At 71.3% G+C, this 19,447-nt stretch carries 14 protein-coding genes and 2 pseudogenes; 10 read left to right on the top strand and 6 right to left on the bottom strand.

Going from position 1 to position 19,447, the window contains the following annotated elements:
• Positions 1–143: 143 nt before the first annotated feature.
• Complete coding sequence (locus Dsi01nite_RS52785) at positions 144–665, bottom strand: dehydroquinate synthase/iron-containing alcohol dehydrogenase family protein (protein WP_239137118.1); 522 nt, start codon at positions 663–665, stop codon at positions 144–146.
• Positions 666–727: 62 nt separating this feature from the next.
• Positions 728–838 (bottom strand): annotated as a pseudogene (locus tag Dsi01nite_RS58070) (aldehyde dehydrogenase family protein); the annotation flags it as partial.
• 190 nt (positions 839–1,028) lie between these two features.
• On the opposite strand from Dsi01nite_RS58070, the gene Dsi01nite_RS52775 reads away from it, so the two are divergent.
• The gene (locus Dsi01nite_RS52775; protein WP_203854091.1) at positions 1,029–1,274 is read left to right on the top strand and encodes a hypothetical protein; all 246 of its coding nucleotides are present in this window, start codon (positions 1,029–1,031) and stop codon (positions 1,272–1,274) included.
• Between the two features lie 18 nt (positions 1,275–1,292).
• Here Dsi01nite_RS52775 and Dsi01nite_RS52770 read toward each other — a convergent pair whose 3' ends face one another.
• Positions 1,293–3,647, bottom strand: coding sequence for a putative bifunctional diguanylate cyclase/phosphodiesterase (locus Dsi01nite_RS52770; RefSeq protein WP_203854090.1), 2,355 nt, complete (start codon positions 3,645–3,647; stop codon positions 1,293–1,295).
• Between the two features lie 104 nt (positions 3,648–3,751).
• On the opposite strand from Dsi01nite_RS52770, the gene Dsi01nite_RS58630 reads away from it, so the two are divergent.
• From Dsi01nite_RS58630 to Dsi01nite_RS52750, 4 genes are all read left to right on the top strand, one after another.
• Entirely contained in the window at positions 3,752–5,794 is a 2,043-nt protein-coding gene (locus Dsi01nite_RS58630) for a putative bifunctional diguanylate cyclase/phosphodiesterase (protein ID WP_203854089.1), read from the top strand.
• Between the two features lie 109 nt (positions 5,795–5,903).
• A complete protein-coding gene (locus Dsi01nite_RS52760; RefSeq protein ID WP_203854088.1) occupies positions 5,904–6,713 on the top strand; it encodes an SAM-dependent methyltransferase in 810 nt (269 codons plus the stop codon).
• Positions 6,714–6,866: 153 nt separating this feature from the next.
• Positions 6,867–8,624: a bifunctional diguanylate cyclase/phosphodiesterase gene (locus Dsi01nite_RS52755; protein WP_203854087.1), complete on the top strand. Its 1,758-nt coding sequence runs from the start codon at positions 6,867–6,869 to the stop codon at positions 8,622–8,624.
• Between the two features lie 331 nt (positions 8,625–8,955).
• Positions 8,956–10,320 carry a DUF1214 domain-containing protein gene (locus Dsi01nite_RS52750; protein WP_203854086.1) on the top strand — a complete coding sequence of 455 codons (1,365 nt, stop codon included), beginning with the start codon at positions 8,956–8,958 and terminating at the stop codon, positions 10,318–10,320.
• Positions 10,321–10,374: 54 nt separating this feature from the next.
• On the opposite strand, the gene Dsi01nite_RS58625 is transcribed toward Dsi01nite_RS52750, so the two are convergent.
• Positions 10,375–10,596 carry a LuxR C-terminal-related transcriptional regulator gene (locus Dsi01nite_RS58625; protein WP_203854085.1) on the bottom strand — a complete coding sequence of 74 codons (222 nt, stop codon included), beginning with the start codon at positions 10,594–10,596 and terminating at the stop codon, positions 10,375–10,377.
• Between the two features lie 84 nt (positions 10,597–10,680).
• Here Dsi01nite_RS58625 and Dsi01nite_RS52740 point away from each other — a divergent pair, with 84 nt between their 5' ends.
• Positions 10,681–11,787: a glycoside hydrolase family 18 protein gene (locus Dsi01nite_RS52740; protein ID WP_239137099.1), complete on the top strand. Its 1,107-nt coding sequence runs from the start codon at positions 10,681–10,683 to the stop codon at positions 11,785–11,787.
• A 145-nt stretch (positions 11,788–11,932) separates the two neighbouring features.
• Here the strand turns inward: Dsi01nite_RS52740 and Dsi01nite_RS52735 are convergent, their stop codons facing one another.
• Both Dsi01nite_RS52735 and Dsi01nite_RS52730 read right to left on the bottom strand, forming a co-directional pair.
• Positions 11,933–13,858 carry a dynamin family protein gene (locus Dsi01nite_RS52735; protein ID WP_203854084.1) on the bottom strand — a complete coding sequence of 642 codons (1,926 nt, stop codon included), beginning with the start codon at positions 13,856–13,858 and terminating at the stop codon, positions 11,933–11,935.
• Positions 13,855–15,900, bottom strand: a complete 2,046-nt coding sequence (locus tag Dsi01nite_RS52730) for a dynamin family protein (protein ID WP_203854083.1) — start codon at positions 15,898–15,900, stop codon at positions 13,855–13,857. Before Dsi01nite_RS52730 ends, Dsi01nite_RS52735 begins: the two co-directional genes overlap by 4 nt.
• A gap of 188 nt (positions 15,901–16,088) precedes the next feature.
• Here Dsi01nite_RS52730 and Dsi01nite_RS52725 point away from each other — a divergent pair, with 188 nt between their 5' ends.
• The 4 genes and pseudogenes from Dsi01nite_RS52725 to Dsi01nite_RS52710 form a co-directional block, all read left to right on the top strand.
• A complete protein-coding gene (locus Dsi01nite_RS52725; protein ID WP_203854082.1) occupies positions 16,089–17,693 on the top strand; it encodes a GGDEF domain-containing protein in 1,605 nt (534 codons plus the stop codon).
• 148 nt (positions 17,694–17,841) lie between these two features.
• Complete coding sequence (locus Dsi01nite_RS52720; RefSeq protein WP_203854081.1) at positions 17,842–18,492, top strand: adenylate kinase; 651 nt, start codon at positions 17,842–17,844, stop codon at positions 18,490–18,492.
• Between the two features lie 126 nt (positions 18,493–18,618).
• Positions 18,619–18,900: a GlsB/YeaQ/YmgE family stress response membrane protein gene (locus Dsi01nite_RS52715; RefSeq protein WP_239137096.1), complete on the top strand. Its 282-nt coding sequence runs from the start codon at positions 18,619–18,621 to the stop codon at positions 18,898–18,900.
• Between the two features lie 319 nt (positions 18,901–19,219).
• A pseudogene (locus Dsi01nite_RS52710) lies at positions 19,220–19,447 on the top strand (hypothetical protein); the annotation flags it as partial.

The raw sequence follows: 19,447 nt of genomic DNA, 5'->3' as shown, positions 1-19,447 counted from the left end.
CACACCGACGACCAGCCCGGCGCCTCGACCTACTTCATGCCATCGACGACCGTTCCCGGACACCCGCATCGAGCGCGATCCGCGGTCCGCGATCCGCGGGCCTCGGTTCGGCGCCCGACCGGCCATCCCGGTCGGTGCCTGCATCACCGTCCTCGCCGCCTGAGATCTGTTTGGTAGGTCCGGTCCCCGATCCAGGCCGCTTCGAGGATCGCGGTCAGGCTGGCGGTGTCGGTCGGGCCTGGATGGTTCTGGATCAAGCGGGTGATGCCACCGGCCATCTCCGCGAAGCGCGGGAGGTCGGCGCGTGCCACGCCGATGTCCGCCAAGGTGGCAGGGATGCCGATGTCGGCAAGGAGCCCGTCGAGCCAGGTGAGGAACGTATCTGCGCCTTCCGCATCCGAGGCGTCGGTCACGTCGAGCCCGCACACCCCGGCGAGGACGGTCAACCGGTCGCCGATGGCATCCTTGGCCGCGTCCAGCGCGTAGGGCAGCAGCAGCCCGACGCCCAGGCCGTGCGGCGTGTGGGTGGCTGCGCCGATGAGGTACTGGAAAGCGTGCGGGGCCGCGTTGCCTGCGTGGGAAAATGCGAGCCCGGCGAGCATGGACCCATAGGACATGTCTGCGCGCGCGTCCGTGTCGCCTCCGTCCCTGACGGCACGGCGCAGGCTGCGACCGAGGGTTCGTCGATCAACGCCCCGACGTCCACGCCGTCGTCGAGACCATGGCCCACCGGCAGCGCGCCCATCCGCTCGGCGAAGCGTGCCGTGAACTCCGCGTGCACCGGCTCCTCGACGTAGATCCGGTTGGCCGCGATGCAGGACTCCCCGATGTTGCGCATCTTGGCCACCATGGCACGGCGCCGAGGACCGGGTCACCCCGATCGGGACGGCAGCCCTGCCCCTGCTCGAACATCTGGCCGATGCCCGTCTGTACGTGTTCGGGCGATGCGGGCACGTGCCGGCGATCGAGCACCCGCACGACTTCAGGCGACTCCTGTCGTGCTTCCTTTGCCGGGGACAAGGTCACTGATGGCTCGCCGCCAGCGAGCCGAGGCGGCCCGCACGGCAGCGGACTTCCATGAGCGTGCGGCGCTGCTGACCGTGGGCACCGCCGGGGCCGTGCCCACGGTCGCGACCGGCCTGGCCGACTCCACCACGCCGTCCCGTGAGCAGCGCCGCGTTGCACTCGTGCACGCCGGTGCCAACACATCCTATGCCCGGCAGGCCCTGCGCGCAGCGCAGCGGGAGGCAGCACCGGAGCCCGCGCTGCCCTGAGTGTGGCGGGCCGGTTTTTCACGGGGTGCTGATGAGCCGGGTCTTCAGCAGGAGCGGTTCGAGCTGTTCGGGGGCGAGCGGCCGGGCGTAGAGGTAGCCCTGGCCGAGCTGGTAGCCCTGGCGGCGCAGCAGCTCCGCCTGTTCGGCGGTCTCGATGCCCTCCGCGACGGCCTGCAGGTCCAGGGTCTTGGCGATGTGGGCGACCGCCTGCGCGACGGCTGCCTGCCGGCTGACGGTGGTGATCTGCTCGACGAAACTGCGGTCGAGTTTCAACGTGGTGACCGGGCAGGTCAGCAGGAGCCCGAGCGATGACGCCGCGGTGCCGAAGTCGTCCAGCGCGATGCGGACGTTGAGCCGGCGCAGTTCATGCAGGGCGGTGATGGCCGGGCCGTCGTTGAGGACGGCGGTCTCGGTGACCTCGATGAGCAGCCGTTCCGGAGGCAGACCGGCGGTGGCGAGGGCGTCGGCGACGTCGTCGACGAAGCTCGGGTCCCGCAGCTGCCGCCCGGCGACGTTCACGGTGATGGACTGCAGCGCGTCGGTGCCGTGCCGGCGGATCCAGTCGGCGGCCTGCCGGCACGCCTCGCGCAGGACCCAGCGGCCGATCGGGACGATCAGCCCGGACTGCTCCGCGATCGGGATGAATTCGGACGGTGGGACGAGGCCCCGGGTGGGATGTTGGAAACGCAGCAGCGCCTCGGCGCCGAAGATCGCGCCGGTGTCGAGCAGCACGATGGGCTGGTAGCGCAGGAAGAGCCGGTCGGTGTCGAGCGCGTCGCGGAGGTCCGCGGCCAGTTCGGCATGGGTCTGGATGCGGGCCGCGAGGTCGGGGGTGTAGCCGACGTAGCCGTCTTTGCCGCGGTCCTTGGCGGCGTACATCGCGATGTCGGCGTTGCGGAGCACCGCGCCCAGGTCGTCGCCGGGTCGGGCGTGCGCCACGCCGATGCTGGCGTGCACGAGCAGCTGGTGGCCGGCGGCGACGACCGGCTGCTGCAGCAGCGACAGCATCCGCTCGGCGGCCCGGCCGGCGGCGTCGTCGGGTGCGTGGCGCAGCAGGACGGCGAACTCGTCGCCGCCGAGGCGGGCCACCACGTCGTCGCCCCGCACCGCGGTGCGCAGGCGGGCCGCGACGGCGATGAGGACCTCGTCGCCGACGGCGTGGCCGAGGGTGTCGTTGACCTCTTTGAAGTCGTCGAGGTCGATGAGGACGACCGCGATGCCGCCGGGCTCGGCGAGCTCGTCCAGGGTCGTGTCGACGACGCCGCTGAACGCGGCCCGGTTGGCCAGGCCGGTGAGGACGTCGTGGGTGGCCTGGTGCTCCAGTTGCTGTTCGTGCCGGCGTACCGAATCCAGCAGTTGGGCGTTGTCGCGCAGGGCGACGAACTGCCGGGCGACGACCATGCCGGTGATGACGATCGCGCCGCACGCCACGGCCGCGATGTCGGACTGGTGTCCCGTGCCGGCGCGGATGCCTTCGACCGCCAGCAGCAGCGACGTCGCGCCCACGCCCACGTAGGGCAGGAACGAGTACCGCCGCCGCGGGCGCGTGCTGCTCGGGCCGTCCGGCGGGTCGTCGGGGGACCGCCGCTGCACGTGCGCGGCCGCGCACACCACGAGCATGTTCACGATGATGCTGATCGGCTGCAGGCCGAGCCACCGCGGCTGGTTCGTGATCGGCGCCGCCGCCGAGGCGAGGCAGCCGATCAGGATCGTCAGGGCGAGCAGCCGCAGCGAGCCGGCCGACACCGGGCCGCTGCCGACGAGGACGACCTTCATGACCGCGACGAGGGCGAGCAGACACAGGATCGCGATCAGCAGCATGCCCAGGAACTTGCCGACGTCTGCATGCGTGGCGACCAGGGGTCGCAGCGCCAGGTGCCACAGGAACAGTGCCGCGCCGGCGGTGACGGTCGCGCCATCCAGGGTGAGGCGCAGCCACTCGCTGCGGCTGCGGTGCCCGACGGGCAGGCGCAGCAACGCCCACATCACCAACAGCAAACCGATCGACAGCAGCGGCACGGCGGCGCCGATGAACGGCAGCGGCCGGTCGGTGAGGCCGGCGAACGTCGCCGCGGTCATGAGCGACGCGCCGAGCGCCACCAACACTTCCACGACGGTGATGTGCAGCCAGAACCGCCGGGCAGCCGGGTGCATGCCCGCGGCGTTCGCGACCCGCAGTGCGGTCAACCCGGCCACGACGCTGGTCGCCGGCACCGTCAGCCACATGAGCACCCGCGGCACCGGCAGTCCCGCTGCGAAACACGCGGTCCAGAGGCAGCCCAGACCGAAGATGGCCAGGCAGATGCGCAGCAGCGGCCGCGTGTCGGACCGGTCGGGCCCGCGGTCCGGCGCCGCGCTACTGGTCCCACCCATACGACGTGCTCCTCATCCGATGCTCCGGTGTCCGCACGCTCAGATCGGTCACCCGGTCAGGATATGAAGCGAACGGCATCACACACGCCACAGCGTGACCGCATTTGCATCCGGTTGACAACCAGCTGGTCATCATGACGGGCCGCCGGCCGCCGAAGATGCTGGATGCAGCGGCCCTGGCCCGGGGTGCCGCAACGGCAGGGGGAGTGTCGGTGATCGGCTCGCAGCGCAGGCGGCGGTTCGCCATGGCCGGTCTGGCCGTGGTGCTGCTTGCCCTGACCGGGGTGAGCACCTTCGGGACCGTCGCCACCCGCCAGGCCGCCACGGAGTCGCGGGTCGCCTACGAGCTCGCCGACGCCTACGACGGCGCCCACGACGCCCTCGCCCAGGAGCAGATCGCCGAACAGCACTACCGGATGGAGCCGACGCTGGCGCGGCGCGCCGAACACGCCGACGCGGTCGCCGACCTCGACGCCGCCGTGACCGAGATCCGGGCCCGCGGTGACGGCGCCGACCGTGCCCTCGCCGACCGGGTGGCGGCGCTGCAGCGACAGTACGACGACGGCATCAGCCAGCTCTTCAACGCCGTCGACGTCCAGGACGCGGTGCTCGTCCAACGGCTCGACGTCACCGTCGTCGACCCGGCCTCCGCGGCGATCGACGACCTCGTGCAGAACGCCGCCGCCGAGCACGCCACAGCCGCCGCCCGCGCCGCGGACCGCCTCGACGCCGTCGAACACCTTGTTTTCATCGCCACCATCGGCACCTTCGCCGCCGGCCTGGCCTCGCTCGCCGGGTTCTCCCTCGTCGCCGCCGGCTACCAGCGCCGCCTGGTGCGCCAGGCCGCGGACAGCGAGCACCGGGCCCGGCACGACGCGCTGACCGGCCTGCCGAACCGCAGCCTGTTCATCGCCCGGGCCGCCGACGCGATCGACGCCCAGCTCGCCCCGTCCGTGCTCATGCTCGACCTGGACAAGTTCAAAGAGGTCAACGACACCCTCGGCCACCACTACGGCGACGAGCTGCTGCGGCAGGTCGCCGAACGCGCCAGGGCCGCCGTCCGCGCCGGTGACACCGTGGCCCGTCTGGCCGGCGACGAGTTCGCCGTGCTGCTGCCCGGCACCGCCCCCGAAGCCGCCACCGAACTCGCCCAGCGCCTGCAGCACGAGCTGCACCGCAGCTTCGACCTCGGCGACGTCACCGTCGATGTCGAGGCGTCCGTCGGCATCGCACACGCCCCGACGGACGCCGGCACCGCCGAGGCCCTGCTCCGCTGCGCGGACATCGCCATGTACGCGGCCAAGGACACCAAAGCCGGCGTGGTCGCGTACCGGTCCTCCCTGCACACGGAGGACAGCAGCCGGCTGCTGCTGCTCGGTGACCTGCGCCGCGCCCTGGACGCCACCGACCAGCTGTCGCTGCACTACCAGCCGAAGGTCCGCCTCGGCAGCGGCGAACTGTGCGGCGTCGAGGCCCTGGTGCGCTGGCAGCACCCGACCCGGGGCCCGATCGCGCCCGGCGAGTTCGTGCCGGTCGCCGAGAACACCGGCCTCATCAACCGCCTCACCCGATACGTCCTGCACCACACCCTCGCGCAGGTCCGCGCCTGGCTCGACGCCGGCTTGGAGATCCCGGTCGCGGTGAACCTCTCGCCCCGCTGCCTGCTCGACGCGAACCTCGTCGCCCAGGTCACCGCGATGCTCGCCCGGCATGACGTGCCGGCCGCCCTGCTGCGCCTGGAGGTCACGGAGTCGGCGGTCATGGCCAACCCCGCCCTCGCCACGGCGACCCTGCGGGAGCTGCACGACCTCGGCATCCGCCTGTCGATCGACGACTACGGCACCGGGTACTCCTCAATGGTGTACCTCAAGCAGCTGCCCGTCGACGAACTGAAGGTCGACCGCGCCTTCGTCCTGCACATGGACACCGACCACGACGACGCCGTCCTGGTCCGCGGCGCCATCGAACTCGGCCACAACCTCGGGATGACCGTCGTGGCCGAGGGTGTGGAGGGCTCCGCGCACGTGGCCGCCCTGCAGGCCCTGGGCTGCGACATCGCGCAGGGGTACCACTACGCCCGCCCGATGCCGGCCTCGGACGTGACCGACTGGATCCGCACCCGTGATCTGACCCCCGCCGCAGCCTGACTCGGCGCGCTGTCCGAACACGATCATCGCCGCGCCGCCGGCAGGTAGGCGGAGAAGCGGCGAACGTGTGCGAGGCTGATCGCCTGGCGGTGCTCGGAGAGGGGATCTCATGGTGTTGCCGGAGTGGGTGCCCGACGGGGTCGACATCACCACGCCGAACGCGGCCCGGGTCTACGACTACGCGCTCGGCGGGTTCCACAACTTCGAGGTCGACCGGAGGTTCGCAGACGAGGCGGAACGCGTGTGGCCGGGCGTTCTGCAGCTCGCACACGACAACCGCGCCTTTCTGGGCCGGGCGGTGCGGTGGCTGGCCGGTCGCGGGATACGGCAGTTCCTGGACATCGGCTCGGGCATCCCGACGCTGGGCAACGTGCACGAGGTGGTGCAGTGCGCGACCGCCGACGCGAGGGTCGTGTATGTCGACATCGACCCGGTGGCCGTCGCGCACAGCCGGCGGATCCTGGCCGACAACCGGTACGCCACCGCGGTCCAGGGAGATCTGCGGCAACCGCAGGACATCCTCGGCCATCTCGAGGTGCTCGACCTGATCGACTTCTCCGAGCCGGTCGGGGTACTGATGGTGGCTGTGCTGCACTTCATCGACGACGCGGACGACCCGGCGGGCATCCTCCAGCAGTTCGCCGATGCCGCCGCGGCAGGCAGTCATCTCGCGGTCTCCCACGCGGTGCCGGCGGTCAACGCGCCGGCGCAGGAGAACGTGCGACAGCTCTACCAGCGCACGCCGACCTCACTGCGCATACGCACCCCCGCTCAGGTGGCCGGCCTGCTCGGCGGTTGGCAGGTGCTGGAACCCGGTCTGGTGCCGATCAGCGACTGGCACCCGGACCCCGAGGACGCCGACGAACCCCCACAGCGGTCGGCGGTCGGCGGGGTGGCCCGCAGGTCCGCCACCGGCTGAGTCGCAGCGGTTGCCCGTCCCACCGCTGACGCCGGGGCGGCCCCGGTCACCCGATCGGTGGACGGGGTGGCACTCAACAGCCACGACCAACGAGACTGTTGAGTCGGAGAACCTTGCCGGTTCCAGCCCGCGGCGGAACGGAGGCGCGCGCACATGCGGCTCGGTGCCGACCATGGAGTCGTCGCGTTCGCCGCAGCCTGGGCGCAGGCCCTGCCGAGGACGAACTTCGTTCCCGGCGGCACGGCACGCCGCACCCAGCTGCTCCAGGCCATGACCCGGCAGCTGCTCACCGCACTGACCGGCCCTGTCGCCGACCCGCATGCCGGCTTCCGGGTCGGCGTCGACCTCGTCCACAACGCCATGTCCGACCCGCGCGTCATGGCAGCCAGCATGGGCGTCCTGCGCCGGCGGCTCCTGACCGACCTCCAGCTCACCGGACCCGAACCCATTGCCCGGCTCATCGTGCTGATCGAGCAGTTCGCGCTCGGATTCACCACCACCCTGCGGGACCGGGTCCGCGACGCGGCCGAGAGCATCAGCCGGGACGAGCGCGAGGCATGGCGGACCCACCAGCAGCAGTTGCAACGACAGGTCCGGCACGCGTTGCTGCACGACCCGTTGACCGGACTGCCGAACCGGGCAGCACTCACCGCCTACCTCGACATCGTCATCGCCAGGAAACCGTCCTCCCGGATCGGGGTGTGTCTGCTCAACATCCAGCGGTTCAGCGCGATCAACGACACCTTCGGCACCACGACAGCGGATCGCCTCCTGCAGGACACCGCACGACGGTTCCGCGCCGTGGCCACGGACCGCGACTACTATCTCGCCCACCTCGGCGGCGACACCTTCGCCCTCGTCGTGGAGGACACCACCGGACCCGACGACGCCGTCAAGGCCGCCGACATGGCGCTGCGGTTGCTGCGGCACCCGCGCCGGATCGGCGGACACGACCTGTCCATCACCGCAGCAGCCGGCATCGTCGAACGCCCCACCGCCGCGGGCAGCTCCGGTGACCTGCTGCGAACGGCGGCGATGGCGTTGACGTGGACGCGGCGGGACAACCCGGCAACGTCATGGACACTGTTCGAGCCGGCCCGGGAAGCCCGCGACGTCCGACGCCACCAGCTCACCCATGCCCTGCCGGACGCCGTGCGGCGCGGCGAGCTCACGCTCGCCTACCAGCCGATCATCCGGCTGCGCGACAACACCATCGTCGGCATGCACGCCACGCCGCGCTGGAGACACCGCAACCTCGGGGCGGTACCCGCCGGCGAACTCCTCGACCTCGCCGAACGCATCGGCATCCTCGCACCGCTGAGCGTCCACCTCCTGCACGTGGCCTGCACCCGGGCCGCGACCTGGCAGGCCACCCCCGAACCCCCGATCCTCAGCATCGACTGCACCACCGCACAACTGCGCGATACGGGCATCCTCAGCACTGTCACCGCAGCGCTCGACACCAGCGGCCTGCCACCCAACCGGCTGCAGCTCGCGGTCGCGCAGGACGCCCTCCGCGACCCCAGCGACGCCGTCGCCTTCACCCTTGACGGACTGGCCCGCAACGGCATCCACATCGCGGTCAACAACACCGGCGGCCCCGCCAACCTCGCCGATTCCCCGATCAGCACCGTCCTGCTGGACCCCCGACTCCTCAACGGCGTCGACGTGTACCTGCCGACCTACGCGTCGAGCACCACGACGCTCGCCTGGCTCATCGAAATGTTCCACGACCTCGCCCGCACCGTCACCGCCACCGACGTCCGAAGCCGCGACCAGCTCGAAGCCCTCCACGACCTCGGCTGCGACACCGCCCGCGGCGACTACCTCGCCCACCCCATGACCCCCGACGCAGCCGACCAGCTCTTCAACCCCGGAAACCGGCCGCCCTCCACATCACCCGCAGTGTGACCGTGTTCATACGGTGCGTCGATCCTTTGTTCGTCGCTGTTCACACGGCGGAAAAGACCGGCCTGCACGATGAAGTTCGAACAACGACGTGCCGCTTGATCGCGTCTGGCTTGGCGGAGCCGGCAGCGGTCGCGTGCTCCCCCTCGGCGTAGGGGGAGGCCGGTGCTGGTTCCGCGGCAGGTTTGCTGCCGCGGAACCAGCCGACCGGTATTTGCTCCCATCTCTGGGACGACTCCATGATCTGACTGTCGGTGTCAGAAAACCGACGCACCGTATTTGCGCGACGACAGCGTCCGTCCTCCCCGCAACCCTGCAACCGAGGAGGACGAACGTGAACCCATCGACTGAGGCGCCGAGCCGGCACCCGGTGAAGTCGAAGCCGAAGCCGCCGCACGGCATCGCGGACGACACGACCTACGAATACGTGATCCGGTTCTGGCCGCGGGCGCTGTCGTACTACCAGCAGACGTTCTTATGGAACAAGCACGGCGCGAACACCCTCGTCGGCCCGGACGGCATGGGCCCGGAGTACCGCTCGGTGGTCGCCATCAACGACGACACCCTGTACGGTTCGGCGTTCGTCGACCTGCGTGACGGCCCGGTGATCCTCACGATTCCGGAGTCGAACGGCATCACGTATTCGCTGCTGGTGCTGGACGTGTTCGGCAACGTCGTGTCGGTGCACATCCCCAACCAGCCGCAGGGCGGCGTCTATGCGCTGGTCCCGCACGAGTGGGAGGGGCCGCTGCCCGAGGGCATCCCGCCGGTCTCGGTGCCCTACCCGGTGACGATCTGGAACCTGCGCGCCGACAAGTACAAGGACGGCAAGAACACGATCGACCTGGCGACGGCGTTCCGGGCAGGGCTGCGGATGACCACCCTGCGCGACTACCTGATCTGCCCGAAGGGTGGCGCGACCCTGATCCTGCCGCTGTCCAACTTCGCCGTGAGCACCAAGAAGGACGCCGACGACCTCGCCCAGCACGATCCGCGGGCGTTGCTGGACATGATGCAGCGCGGCGTGCAGGACCACAGCACCTACCCGATGAGCACCGACGACCACAACCTCGCCCAGCAGTTCGACGAGCTGTACCTGGCCGCGAAGGTGGCCGACTACGCGGGCGACCCCAAACCGATGAAGGCGGTCACCGACGCCGTCGTCGCGGCCTGGACGAAGATCCAGGCGAACTGGAAGGGCAGCGCCGGGACGACCGGCTGGATCCACCCGACGAACTTCGCCCAGTGGGGCACCGACTACGTGAACCGCGCCTCGGGCAACGAGTTCATCCAGTTCGGCAACAACGCCAAGGCCGCCGGCTACTGGCACGCGTTCGTCGACGCGCAGAAGAGGCCGTTGGCCGGCACGAACAGCTACGTGCTGACGTTCCGCGCCGACCAGATCCCGGACGCGTGCCGTTTCTGGTCGCTGACCGCCTATACGCCGGACACCGTCGAGCTGATCCCGGGCCAGACCAAGTTTGTCGTCGCCAGCTACACGCCCGGGCTCTACACCGCCCCCGACGGGTCGATCGCCATCGCCATCACGCGGGTCCTGCCCCCGGGCTTCGCCCCGGCGAACTGGCTGCCGGTGGACGAGAACCAGTTCAACGTGATGCTGCGGGTCTACGGGCCGAAGGACAACACCGACCCGAACAACCCGCCCTACGTTCCGCCGGCGATCACCCCGATGCGCTGACCCCGGTGCGCTGACAGGGGAGGCGCTCAGCCTCGATCCACCGGTCAACGCCGGTCACTGGCGGCCCAGCCAGGCCAGGACCGCCAGGACGCGGCGGTGGTCCTCGTCGGTGTCGGACAGCCCCAGTTTCGCGATGATGCTGCTCACGTGCGTTTCGACGGTACGGTCGGTCAGCCACAGGCGCCTCGCGATGCCGACGTTCGTGCGGCCCTCGTCGATGTGAAGCTGTCGTGCAGCGAGCGCTCGGAGTGGCGGCGTAGCCCAGTGGCGCGACATACGAACCGGCGGGGCGTGTAACGGCGGCCCCGCCGGCGCCGCTGTTTCAGTAAGGATACTTTTCAGTCAGCCTGGAGGTCCACGATGTTGCGGTCGGTCCGATCACGTCGACGCGCGGGCACACTGCTCGCCGCGCTGCTGCTGGCGCTGTCCTCGTTGGCCGGCCCGGCGGCGCCCGCCGCCGCGGCCGTCACACCCGTGTCCGTCTTCGGCGCGTGGCACTGCAGCAACGACGCCTGCCTGTGGGGGACCGTGCGCGGTGCGGCCGAGTTCGACAGCCAGAACCACTGGCTCATCAACCGAGGCGACGGGCGCCCGTCCGTGAACCTGGTGGTGCTGAGCTTCGTCAACCCGCTGCGGCTGCTCAACCAGACCACCGACGCCGGCAACATCAACGGCGTGCCGCGCGGGATGACGCAGGAGATCGTCAACTACTTCACGGCCCGGGGCATCCGGGTCATGTTCTCCATCGGCGGGATCACCTACACGGGCGACTGGGACACCGCGCTGGCGCAGAACGGCACCCTGCTGGGGCAGCGCGCCGCCGCCGTGGCGACGCAGTTCGGCGTCGGCATCGAGATCGACTACGAGCAGAACACCGGTCCGAACCTGACACAGCTGCAGAACTTCATCTCGGCGTACCGGGCGGTCCATCCGTACAACGCCGCCGGCACCGACCCGGCCGCGCGGCTCACCATCGACGTCGCCGCCGGCGACCGCTGGCTCATCGACATCAACCGCAAGGCCAGCGCCGACTGGCTGCGCACCGACGCCCCGGTGCTCGACTTCGCCAACGCGATGGTGTCGGCGCGGCAGCCGTCGGCGGCGACCGCGCAGAGCAACTGGCAGGAGCACATCGACGGCAAGTCGCAGTACAGTCCGCCGGTGCCGCCGCTCGCGCCGGCGAAGTTCACCGGAGGCCTGTACATCGCCGAGGGCAGCAAGGTCCGTCCGGAGTGCACCAACTACGGCACGTCGGTGACCAAGGCCCTCGCGCCGTACGTGCAGACGGCCGCGCCGAACGGTGCGGGAACCACCTCGGGCATGCTGGGCTTCATGTTCTGGGCGGCCGAGCGGCCCTCGACGCGCGGCATCGGCACCGCACCGCCCAACACGTGCGAGGGCGGCGTCGGAGCGGGCGCGCAGGCGCTCGGGGTGCCGGTGCCGCTGCCGGCGCTACGCCAGAGCTGAACGTCTCACGCATGGCCGGGCCCTGACGAGCGAAGGCCCGGGTCACCACCGTGGTGACCCGGGATCTCGTGACCGGCACACCGGATGCGATACCGCTATCGGCGCTCCCGTCGAGGAGAAGTCACGCTCCGGCGCGCCGCCGACGTCACTGCGGGAGCGCGGTCAGCAGTGCCTCCGCGTCGCGGGTGCATGACCGCAGGCGGTCCGCGCGCTGCTGGGTCGACTCGATGCGGGTGGTGAGGTCGTGCAGGTGGGCGCGGTGGTGGTGGTCGTGGCGGCGGACGGTGGCGAGGTCCGCTGACAGGAGGCGGTTGATGTGGTTGATCCAGTGCTCCAGGTGCAGGCCGACCTGGTTCAGCTGGTGGTAGGCGTGTTCGCTCAGTGCCGTCCGCGCGGCGGCGAGGTCGCGGGCGGCGAGGTCGGCGATGCTGCCCAGCGCGAGGCTCCAGCCCTGCTTGATCCGGTGTGACAACCCGGAGATCCGGCGTCGCGCCGCGGCGGTGGTGCGCGCGTCCGGGCGCAGCCCGCGGTCGTCGAGCAGGATCGGTGAGAGCAGGCCGGGGATGATGAACCGCCGCCGGAGCTCCTCGTGGTGTGCCTCGGCGACGCCGCGGACGGCGGCGACCGCTCGGTGCAGGGCATCGGGGTAGTCCTCGGCGAGGTACCGGCGGAAGTCCTTGTCCCTGCGGAGTTGATCGATGGTGCGCAGCAGCGTGGTGCGTTCGCTGATCACGGCCGCACGGATGCTGCGGACCGCACGGGCCACGGCGGCGCGGGCGGTGGCGTGGCCTGCGAGGTTGGAGCGGCCGCGTTGGCGTACCTCGTCAGCCTGGCGCCGCAGCTCGGTGTGTTCCGATCGCAGCGCCTGGTGCTGCTGGGCGCAGAACCGCGCCAGGTTCTGGATCACGGCGGCGGCCGCTCGGCTACGGGCGAGCCAGGTGCCGGGGTCGGCCGTGGCGCTGCCGAGCTGTTCGACCTGCGTCCACAGCTGCTCCACGTGCTGCCGTAGCTCCGGCGGCGCCTTGCGGGACAGTGCGAGGGGCACGATGACGGGCATGGCCGCGGGGTCGGTCCCGAGCTGGTCGACCAGGAGGGCGGCGGTCCGGCGGCGCGAGGTGGCGAGAAAACCGTCGATCAATGCCGCGCGCTCGTCCGGGGTGGTGTCGTCGAGGTCGACGTCGAGGTCGTCGAGGTGGCTGCGCAGGGCGCGGTCGGCGTGTGTGAGCCCGACGACGAGCCGTGCAGCATGACGACCCGCGACGATCGGGCGGATGGCGGCGAGCGCGTCGTGGCTCGGGGGACTGTCGGGCCGGCGGGCGTCCAGCAGCACGACGAGGATGTCCGGTCGCCGCTGCAGCAGCTCGGCCGACAGCTGGTCATGGAGGGGCGACGGGGAGCAGAACCCGGCCGTGTCGATGACCGTGATCCCGTGCAGCCGGGGGTGTGGCAGCCGGCACACGGCGCTGGACACCCGCAGCGCGTGCACGGGGTCGGTGACGGCGGCGGCGAACCCGCGCACGTCCTCGGCGTCGGTCAGGTCGAACCGCAGTGGCGGAGCCGCGGTGAAGGTCACGTCGATCCGGCCGAGAGGCCCGGCCGTGTCGAGGTCCGCCGCGGCGAGCGGGGTCGCGGCGCGGGTCGCGCCGAGCAGCCCGAACGCGTCCGGGTCCGCGCACCAGGCGGCCAGGGCCCGGCGCACGTCGTCGGTGGCGCCGTCGGGGTGGTCGGAGTCGGTGTCGATCGTCAGGGCTGTGCGCAGGTGGACCTCCGCGATCGCGGCCGGGCCGTGCCGCAGCGCGGTCAGTGCGGCGGTCGTCGCGGTGCGTCCGGTCGGCAGCGGCACGGGGCCGAAGAGGTGCTGCAGCAGCGTGCTCTTGCCGGTGGAGGAGGCCCCGACGACCGCGACCCGCAGGGTGGTGTCGGCCCAGTCCTCGCGCATACGGTGCAGCTGCTGCGCTGCGGGGCACGGGGTCTCCGCGAGCGCCGCCGCCGTCTCCGCGAGCGTGACAGCGGCGTCGAGCTGCGCCAGACACCATGCGGCGGCGGCCCCGGCGTGGTCGACGGCGGTCATGCCGGATGGCGGCCGGACGGCGGCTCCAGCAGGCCGGCTGCCGCACGGGTCAACGTCTCCCTGATGCTCTGCATGGCGTTGGCCGCGTTGCCGGCGGCGGCCGCCAGCTCGGCCCAGCGGTGCTCGTCGGAGTCGGCCGGGACGAGCCCCGCTCTGGCCGCCAGCCGCAGGTCGTCGACCGCCGCGTCGGCGATCGGCGCCAACGTGTCACGGATGCGGCCCGCGTACAGCCACCGGCTGCGGTCGTACGTGGCGGCGATACCTTGAATGAGGCGCGCCTTGCCCTCGTTGAAGTCCTTGAACAGTTTGCGCACGTCCAGCGGCACCATGACGACCGTGAAGACGCCGACGGCCTTGGCGAGGGTGGAGGTGGTGGCGGTGCGGGCGGCGCCGACGGCCACCGCCGTGCCGACCTGCTCGATCGCGCTGCGCCCCATGGCGGCGCTGGCACCACCGACGAGGCTCTTGGCGGCGGCCTCTGCGACGGTACCGACGACGTGGCTGACGATCCCTTCGACGAAAGGCTGTGCCATGCCGCCGACGGGGCGCACGTCGATCGTGCCGGTGGTCTGCGTGCTCGGGCGGCGGTCCGCCACCGTGACCCGCAGCTCCCCGGCGAGCGCGTTGAGCCGGCGCTGGACGATGCTGCGGGTGGTTGTGTGCAGCCGCTCCTGGAACGACGTCGCCGCGAGCTTGCGTTCCATTTCCGCCTCGATCGCCCGGTTCAGCCGCTGCGACACGGTGTCCACCTGCGTGCCGCGCGCGGTGACCCGCGACAGCGCCGAGGCGGCACTGCCGAGCAGCGACCCGGTGAGGGTGAATTCGGCGGCGATGACGTCGGTGGCGGCCTCGGTGTGCAGGTGCACCAGCTCGGCGGCGAACCGGTCGGCGATGGTCATGAGGTCGGCGTCCAGCACGTCGTGCACGGGGTTGATCACCTCACGCTCCACCCGCTGGAACGCGGCCAGCTGATCCGCGCGGATCCGGGCGCGTCCGGTGAACACCTCCTCGGCGGCGTGGGCGGCGACGGCGAGCGCGTCGGCCGTGCCGGCACACTGCCGCATGAGCAGCATCCGCCGCTCGTCGACGTCGGCGGCGAGCCGGGTCAGGACCCGGCGGACCTCCGCATACCCGCACCGCTCGAGGCCCAGCGCGAACCGCGGGTCGTGCACCCGTTCGGGATCGCGTTGCGCCTGCCGCAGCAGCGTCCGCGCCCGGTAGGCGTCGTACAGGACCACGTCGTGCAGGTAGTCGCCGAGATGCGCCCGCAACTGGGCGACGACACCGGCGAGCTGCGCGTCGGTGCGCGGATCGAAGTCCGGCTCGTCCTCGTGGTCCTCCATGGACCGGGTGACCACGCCGAGCACCGCGTTGCGCCGCCGCGTCAGTGCGTCGGCGAACACCCCGAGCTCGCCGCGGTTGGCCGCGGAGTCGGGGAAGAACGTCCAGATCACCAGGTCCGACGCGTCGTCGTGCAGCCAGTCGAGAGTGACCCGCTCGAACGCCGCGAGCCGGTCACCGAGCCCCGGCGTGTTCACCAGGCGCAGGTTCTCCAGGATCGGCTCGTCGAGAAACAGCCTGACCTCGCGGCAGTCGAGCTGCTCCCGCGCACCCGTCGACTGGCGGGCCAGGAACCGGACACCGTCCTCCAGCGACGCGAACGCCTCCACGCGCCCGTCGCCGGTGACCCGCTCGGCCCGCTCGGGCGCACCGGGCTCCGTGGCCTGCAGGACGGACACGACACCGTCGGTCGGGTCCTGCGAGCTGGGCAGCAACCGCCGGCCGAGCAGCGAGTTGACGAACGTCGACTTGCCGGAGGACACCTGCCCGATCACGATGACCGTGACCGGCGCGGCGGCCCGTGCCCGCAGCCGGCTCGGCCAGGTCGGGTCCTTCAGCACCGGGTGCCGGTCCGGGTCCAGCCCCGCATCGAGCGCGAGCTCCCGGACCTCCTGGCTCAGCGTCTCCAACCGGACGAGCGAGGGGTCATCACGCAGCCACGCTCCCATCGATGCAAGACCGGAGGGATCGGATGCCGGCATGGCTGCCACCTCTTCAGGACGGGTTCCTTGCAGAGTTGGATTCCACACGGCGGTACCCGGGAAACCTCCGGCCCGGCCATCGGCTGGGAACTGCGACAACAACCACGTTGCCGCTCAACTGTCCGTTTTGCGCGCCGATCAGTACCGCAGACGCACTGCGAACCGATCAGCTCGAAGGACGTGTGATCGTGGCGACGAACGCCGGAGCCGAGGACGCCGGGACCACGCCGCCTGGCCGTCCCGGCCGCGGTCCGGCCGCACCGCGCTGGCCGGTCGTCCTGTCGGTGCTGGCGCTCGTCGGGTTCTTCGGGTGGACGGCGGTCGTGCCGCCCGGTGGCATCGAGGCGACCGTGGGCGGCGGCGTCATCTCCACGGTTACGGCGGCGGTGGCCGGGGTGGCGTGCCTGCGGGCGGGACGCCGCACCGCGGGAGCGGACCGGGCCGGCTGGTCGCTGCTGGGCGCGGGCATGTTCTGCTGGGCCGCCGCCAACGTCGTGTGGCAGTCGTACGTGCTGCGGCACATCTACCCGGTCCCGTTCCCGTCGGGCACCGACGCCGGGTTCCTGTCGCTGGTGCCGCTGTCCGTCGCCGGCGTGTTCGCCCTCGCCCGGCTGGGCCGCAGCGGGATCCGGGTCCTCCTCGACGGGGTCATCATCACCGGATCGCTGCTCGTCGTCAGCTGGGTCACCGTCCTCGGCCCGACGTTCGAGGTGCCCGGGCAGAGCGCCTTCGCGCAGGCCGTCGCACTCGCGTACCCGATCGGTGACGTCGCCATCGCCAGCATGGTCTTCGTCGTGCTCGGGCGGTCCGAGCGCCGCAACCGCGCCGCGCTCGGGCTCGTCGGCCTGGGCATGCTCGGGCTGGCGATCGCCGACAGCGGGTTCGCTTACCTGTCGCAGTCCGGGCAGTGGAGCACCGGCACCTTCGCCAACGTCGGCTGGATCGTCGGCTTCATGCTCGTCGCCCACGGAGCCCGCCGCGCCCGGGCGGCCCCGACCGCCGCCAACGAGCGCCTCGCCTCGGTCTGGCTCGCCCTGCCGTACCTGCCGCTGGCCGTCGCGGTTGTCTCGGCCGTCGCGCTCGAGATCATCCACGGCAGCGTCGGGACCGTCGTGCTGGTCCTGGTCACGCTGCTGGTCATGTTCGTGGTGGCCCGCCAGATCGTCGCGCTCCGGGACAACGTCGTGCTGACGCGGGACCTGCAGAAGATGGTCGTGGACCTGCAGCAACGGGAGGAGCAACTGCGCTTCCTGGCCTTCCACGACCCGCTCACCGGACTCGCCAACCGGGCACTCTTCCAGGACCGGCTCGCCCAGGCGCTGCTCGTGCGGCTGCGCACACCGGCGCCCCTCGCCGTGCTGTACATCGACCTCGACGGGTTCAAGGACATCAACGACCGGCTCGGACACGCGGCCGGCGACACCGTCCTGGTCCGGGTCGCCGACCAACTCAACACCTGCACCCGCAGCGGAGACACCGCCGCGAGGCTCGGCGGCGACGAGTTCGCCCTGCTCCTGGACTCCGTGCCGCTGCCCGGCGTCATCGCCATCGCCGAACGCATCGTGCGGACGCTCGGCCAGGACATCGTGATCGACGCCCAGACGGCCCGACCCGCCGCCAGCGTGGGCGTCGCCTTCCACGAGACCGGCGACACGCCTGCCGGCGACCTCCTGCGCCGCGCCGACCTGGCCATGTACGCGGCGAAACTCCAGGGCAAGTCCCGCTACGTCGTGTACGAGCCGCACCTCCGCGACGGCATTGCCACCGTCCACCCAGCGCGGCCGAGCGGGTGAACGGAACCGGGATGGCAGGCCGGCACCGCGGCGCAGGAGCACCTGAGCGCCGGGTGGACAACCGTCCGGTTGGCGGCGTGCATACCCTGGTCACTGAGATGAGGGACGCATCGGCCTGGGCAACGCCCGACGACCAGAAGGACGACCCATGCGCGTGTTGATGGTGGCGCCGCCCGGCGCGGGCAAGGGTACCCAGGCCACGGTGATCGCCAATCACTTCGACATTCCCCACATCGCCACCGGCGACCTGCTCCGCGACCACGTGGCCCGCGACACCGAACTGGGCCGGGCCGTGCGGGCCCACCTCGACCGCGGTGAGCTGGTGCCGGACGCGATCATCACGACCATGATCCGTGAGGCGTTGGTGGCCGCGAGGTCAGCCGGAGGCGGCTACGTCCTCGACGGGGTGCCGCGGACCATGCAGCAGGCCCGGGCAATCTATGAGATCGGCCTGGAACTCGGCATGACCGCGGACGTGGCACTGCACCTGCAGGCCGACGACGAGGAGCTGCTGCGGCGGCTGCGCGCGCGGGCCGTGGTCGAGCGCCGCTCCGACGACACCGAGGACGTGATGCGGCACCGGCTGCGGGTGTACTACGAGGTCACCCACCCGATCATCGCGTGGTACCGCCAACGCGGCATCCTGATCTCCATCGACGCCATGCGTCCGGCGAAGGACGTCGCCCACGACATCATCGACGCCCTGGAAGCCAAGCAGCGCACGATGACCCGCACGGAGGCCAGCGAGGCACCGCCCACCGTGGCCGGCGAGGGATGGCCCGTCGACCGGGCCACGTAAACCGCGGTTCGCCGGCTGACGTCCATGCGTGCCGGTCACTGGCTGGTGTTTGTCGGCGGGCAAGCATGGGCAGACCTCTTGTGAAGCGGTACATCGATGCCGCAGACAGGAAACGAGGAGGAACCAGTGACCGTCACCGGCATCATCACCGCACTCATCGTCGGCCTCATCGTGGGTGCGCTCGGGCGGCTCGTCGTCCCCGGCCGTCAGAACTTCCCGATCTGGCTGACCATCGTTGTCGGCGTCGTCGCCGCGCTGGTCGGCACCGTCGTCGCCAACGCCATCGGCGTCTCCACCGACACCCCCGGTGTGGACTGGGGCGAGCTGGTCGTCCAGGTGATCGTCGCCGCGATCGGTGTCGCCATCGTGGCCGCCGTCACGGGCCGTGGCCGCCGCAGCACGCTGTAAGGATCACCGCTGCACGAAGAGGCTCTGTCGCGGTCCCCGGCCCCTCGGTCGGGGACCGCTTCTCGTCAGCGGCCTTGAGGAAGGACCCGGCCGGTCACCGTTTCGTCGACATCGATCGGGTGGTGCTGAGGGCCGTCCGTGGTAGCTGAACGCCGAGACGGCCGATCCAGCTCCTTGCGATCGCGCGAGCCGTCCCGGCCGGATATCCGAATCATATTCGGGTAGCTCTATGGAGGACCGGCGTGGTGAGGAGGCAACGATGCTCCATGAGCGTGGGCGCGAGGCTCAGTGGAGACCCGCGCGCCGCGACGATGCCGCCGTGGCTTCGGAGGCCCGCGCCTGGCTGCGGCGCGTCGTGCCAGGTCTGCTCGACGGACCGCCCCGGCCGCACCTGCTCGACGATGCCGAGCTGCTGCTCGGTGAGCTCGCCGCGAACGCGCTGCAACACGCCGGTGGTGTCGACCGGGTCGCGGTCTGCTGCACCAGCAGGGTGCTGCACATCGTCGTGCATGACCCGGCACCGGTGCGGCCGTGGCGGCCGCCCGCC

The sequence above is a fragment of the Dactylosporangium siamense genome (genome assembly GCF_016862795.1).
Taxonomy (GTDB): domain Bacteria; phylum Actinomycetota; class Actinomycetes; order Mycobacteriales; family Micromonosporaceae; genus Dactylosporangium; species Dactylosporangium siamense.
The sequence above is the reverse complement of the archived record's forward strand: the minus strand, read 5'-3'. Positions and strand labels throughout refer to the sequence as shown.

What these genes read in the sequence shown, in the direction of transcription:
- Dsi01nite_RS52730 (WP_203854083.1), bottom strand. Translation starts at nt 15,900, where the DNA reads ATGCCGGCATCCGATCCCTCCGGTCTTGCATCGATGGGAGCGTGGCTG.
- Dsi01nite_RS58625 (WP_203854085.1), bottom strand. Translation starts at nt 10,596, where the DNA reads ATGTCGCGCCACTGGGCTACGCCGCCACTCCGAGCGCTCGCTGCACGA.
- Dsi01nite_RS52775 (WP_203854091.1), top strand. Translation starts at nt 1,029, where the DNA reads ATGGCTCGCCGCCAGCGAGCCGAGGCGGCCCGCACGGCAGCGGACTTC.
- Dsi01nite_RS52720 (WP_203854081.1), top strand. Translation starts at nt 17,842, where the DNA reads ATGCGCGTGTTGATGGTGGCGCCGCCCGGCGCGGGCAAGGGTACCCAG.
- Dsi01nite_RS52770 (WP_203854090.1), bottom strand. Translation starts at nt 3,647, where the DNA reads ATGGGTGGGACCAGTAGCGCGGCGCCGGACCGCGGGCCCGACCGGTCC.
- Dsi01nite_RS52755 (WP_203854087.1), top strand. Translation starts at nt 6,867, where the DNA reads ATGCGGCTCGGTGCCGACCATGGAGTCGTCGCGTTCGCCGCAGCCTGG.
- Dsi01nite_RS52760 (WP_203854088.1), top strand. Translation starts at nt 5,904, where the DNA reads ATGGTGTTGCCGGAGTGGGTGCCCGACGGGGTCGACATCACCACGCCG.
- Dsi01nite_RS52735 (WP_203854084.1), bottom strand. Translation starts at nt 13,858, where the DNA reads ATGACCGCCGTCGACCACGCCGGGGCCGCCGCCGCATGGTGTCTGGCG.
- Dsi01nite_RS52740 (WP_239137099.1), top strand. Translation starts at nt 10,681, where the DNA reads ATGTTGCGGTCGGTCCGATCACGTCGACGCGCGGGCACACTGCTCGCC.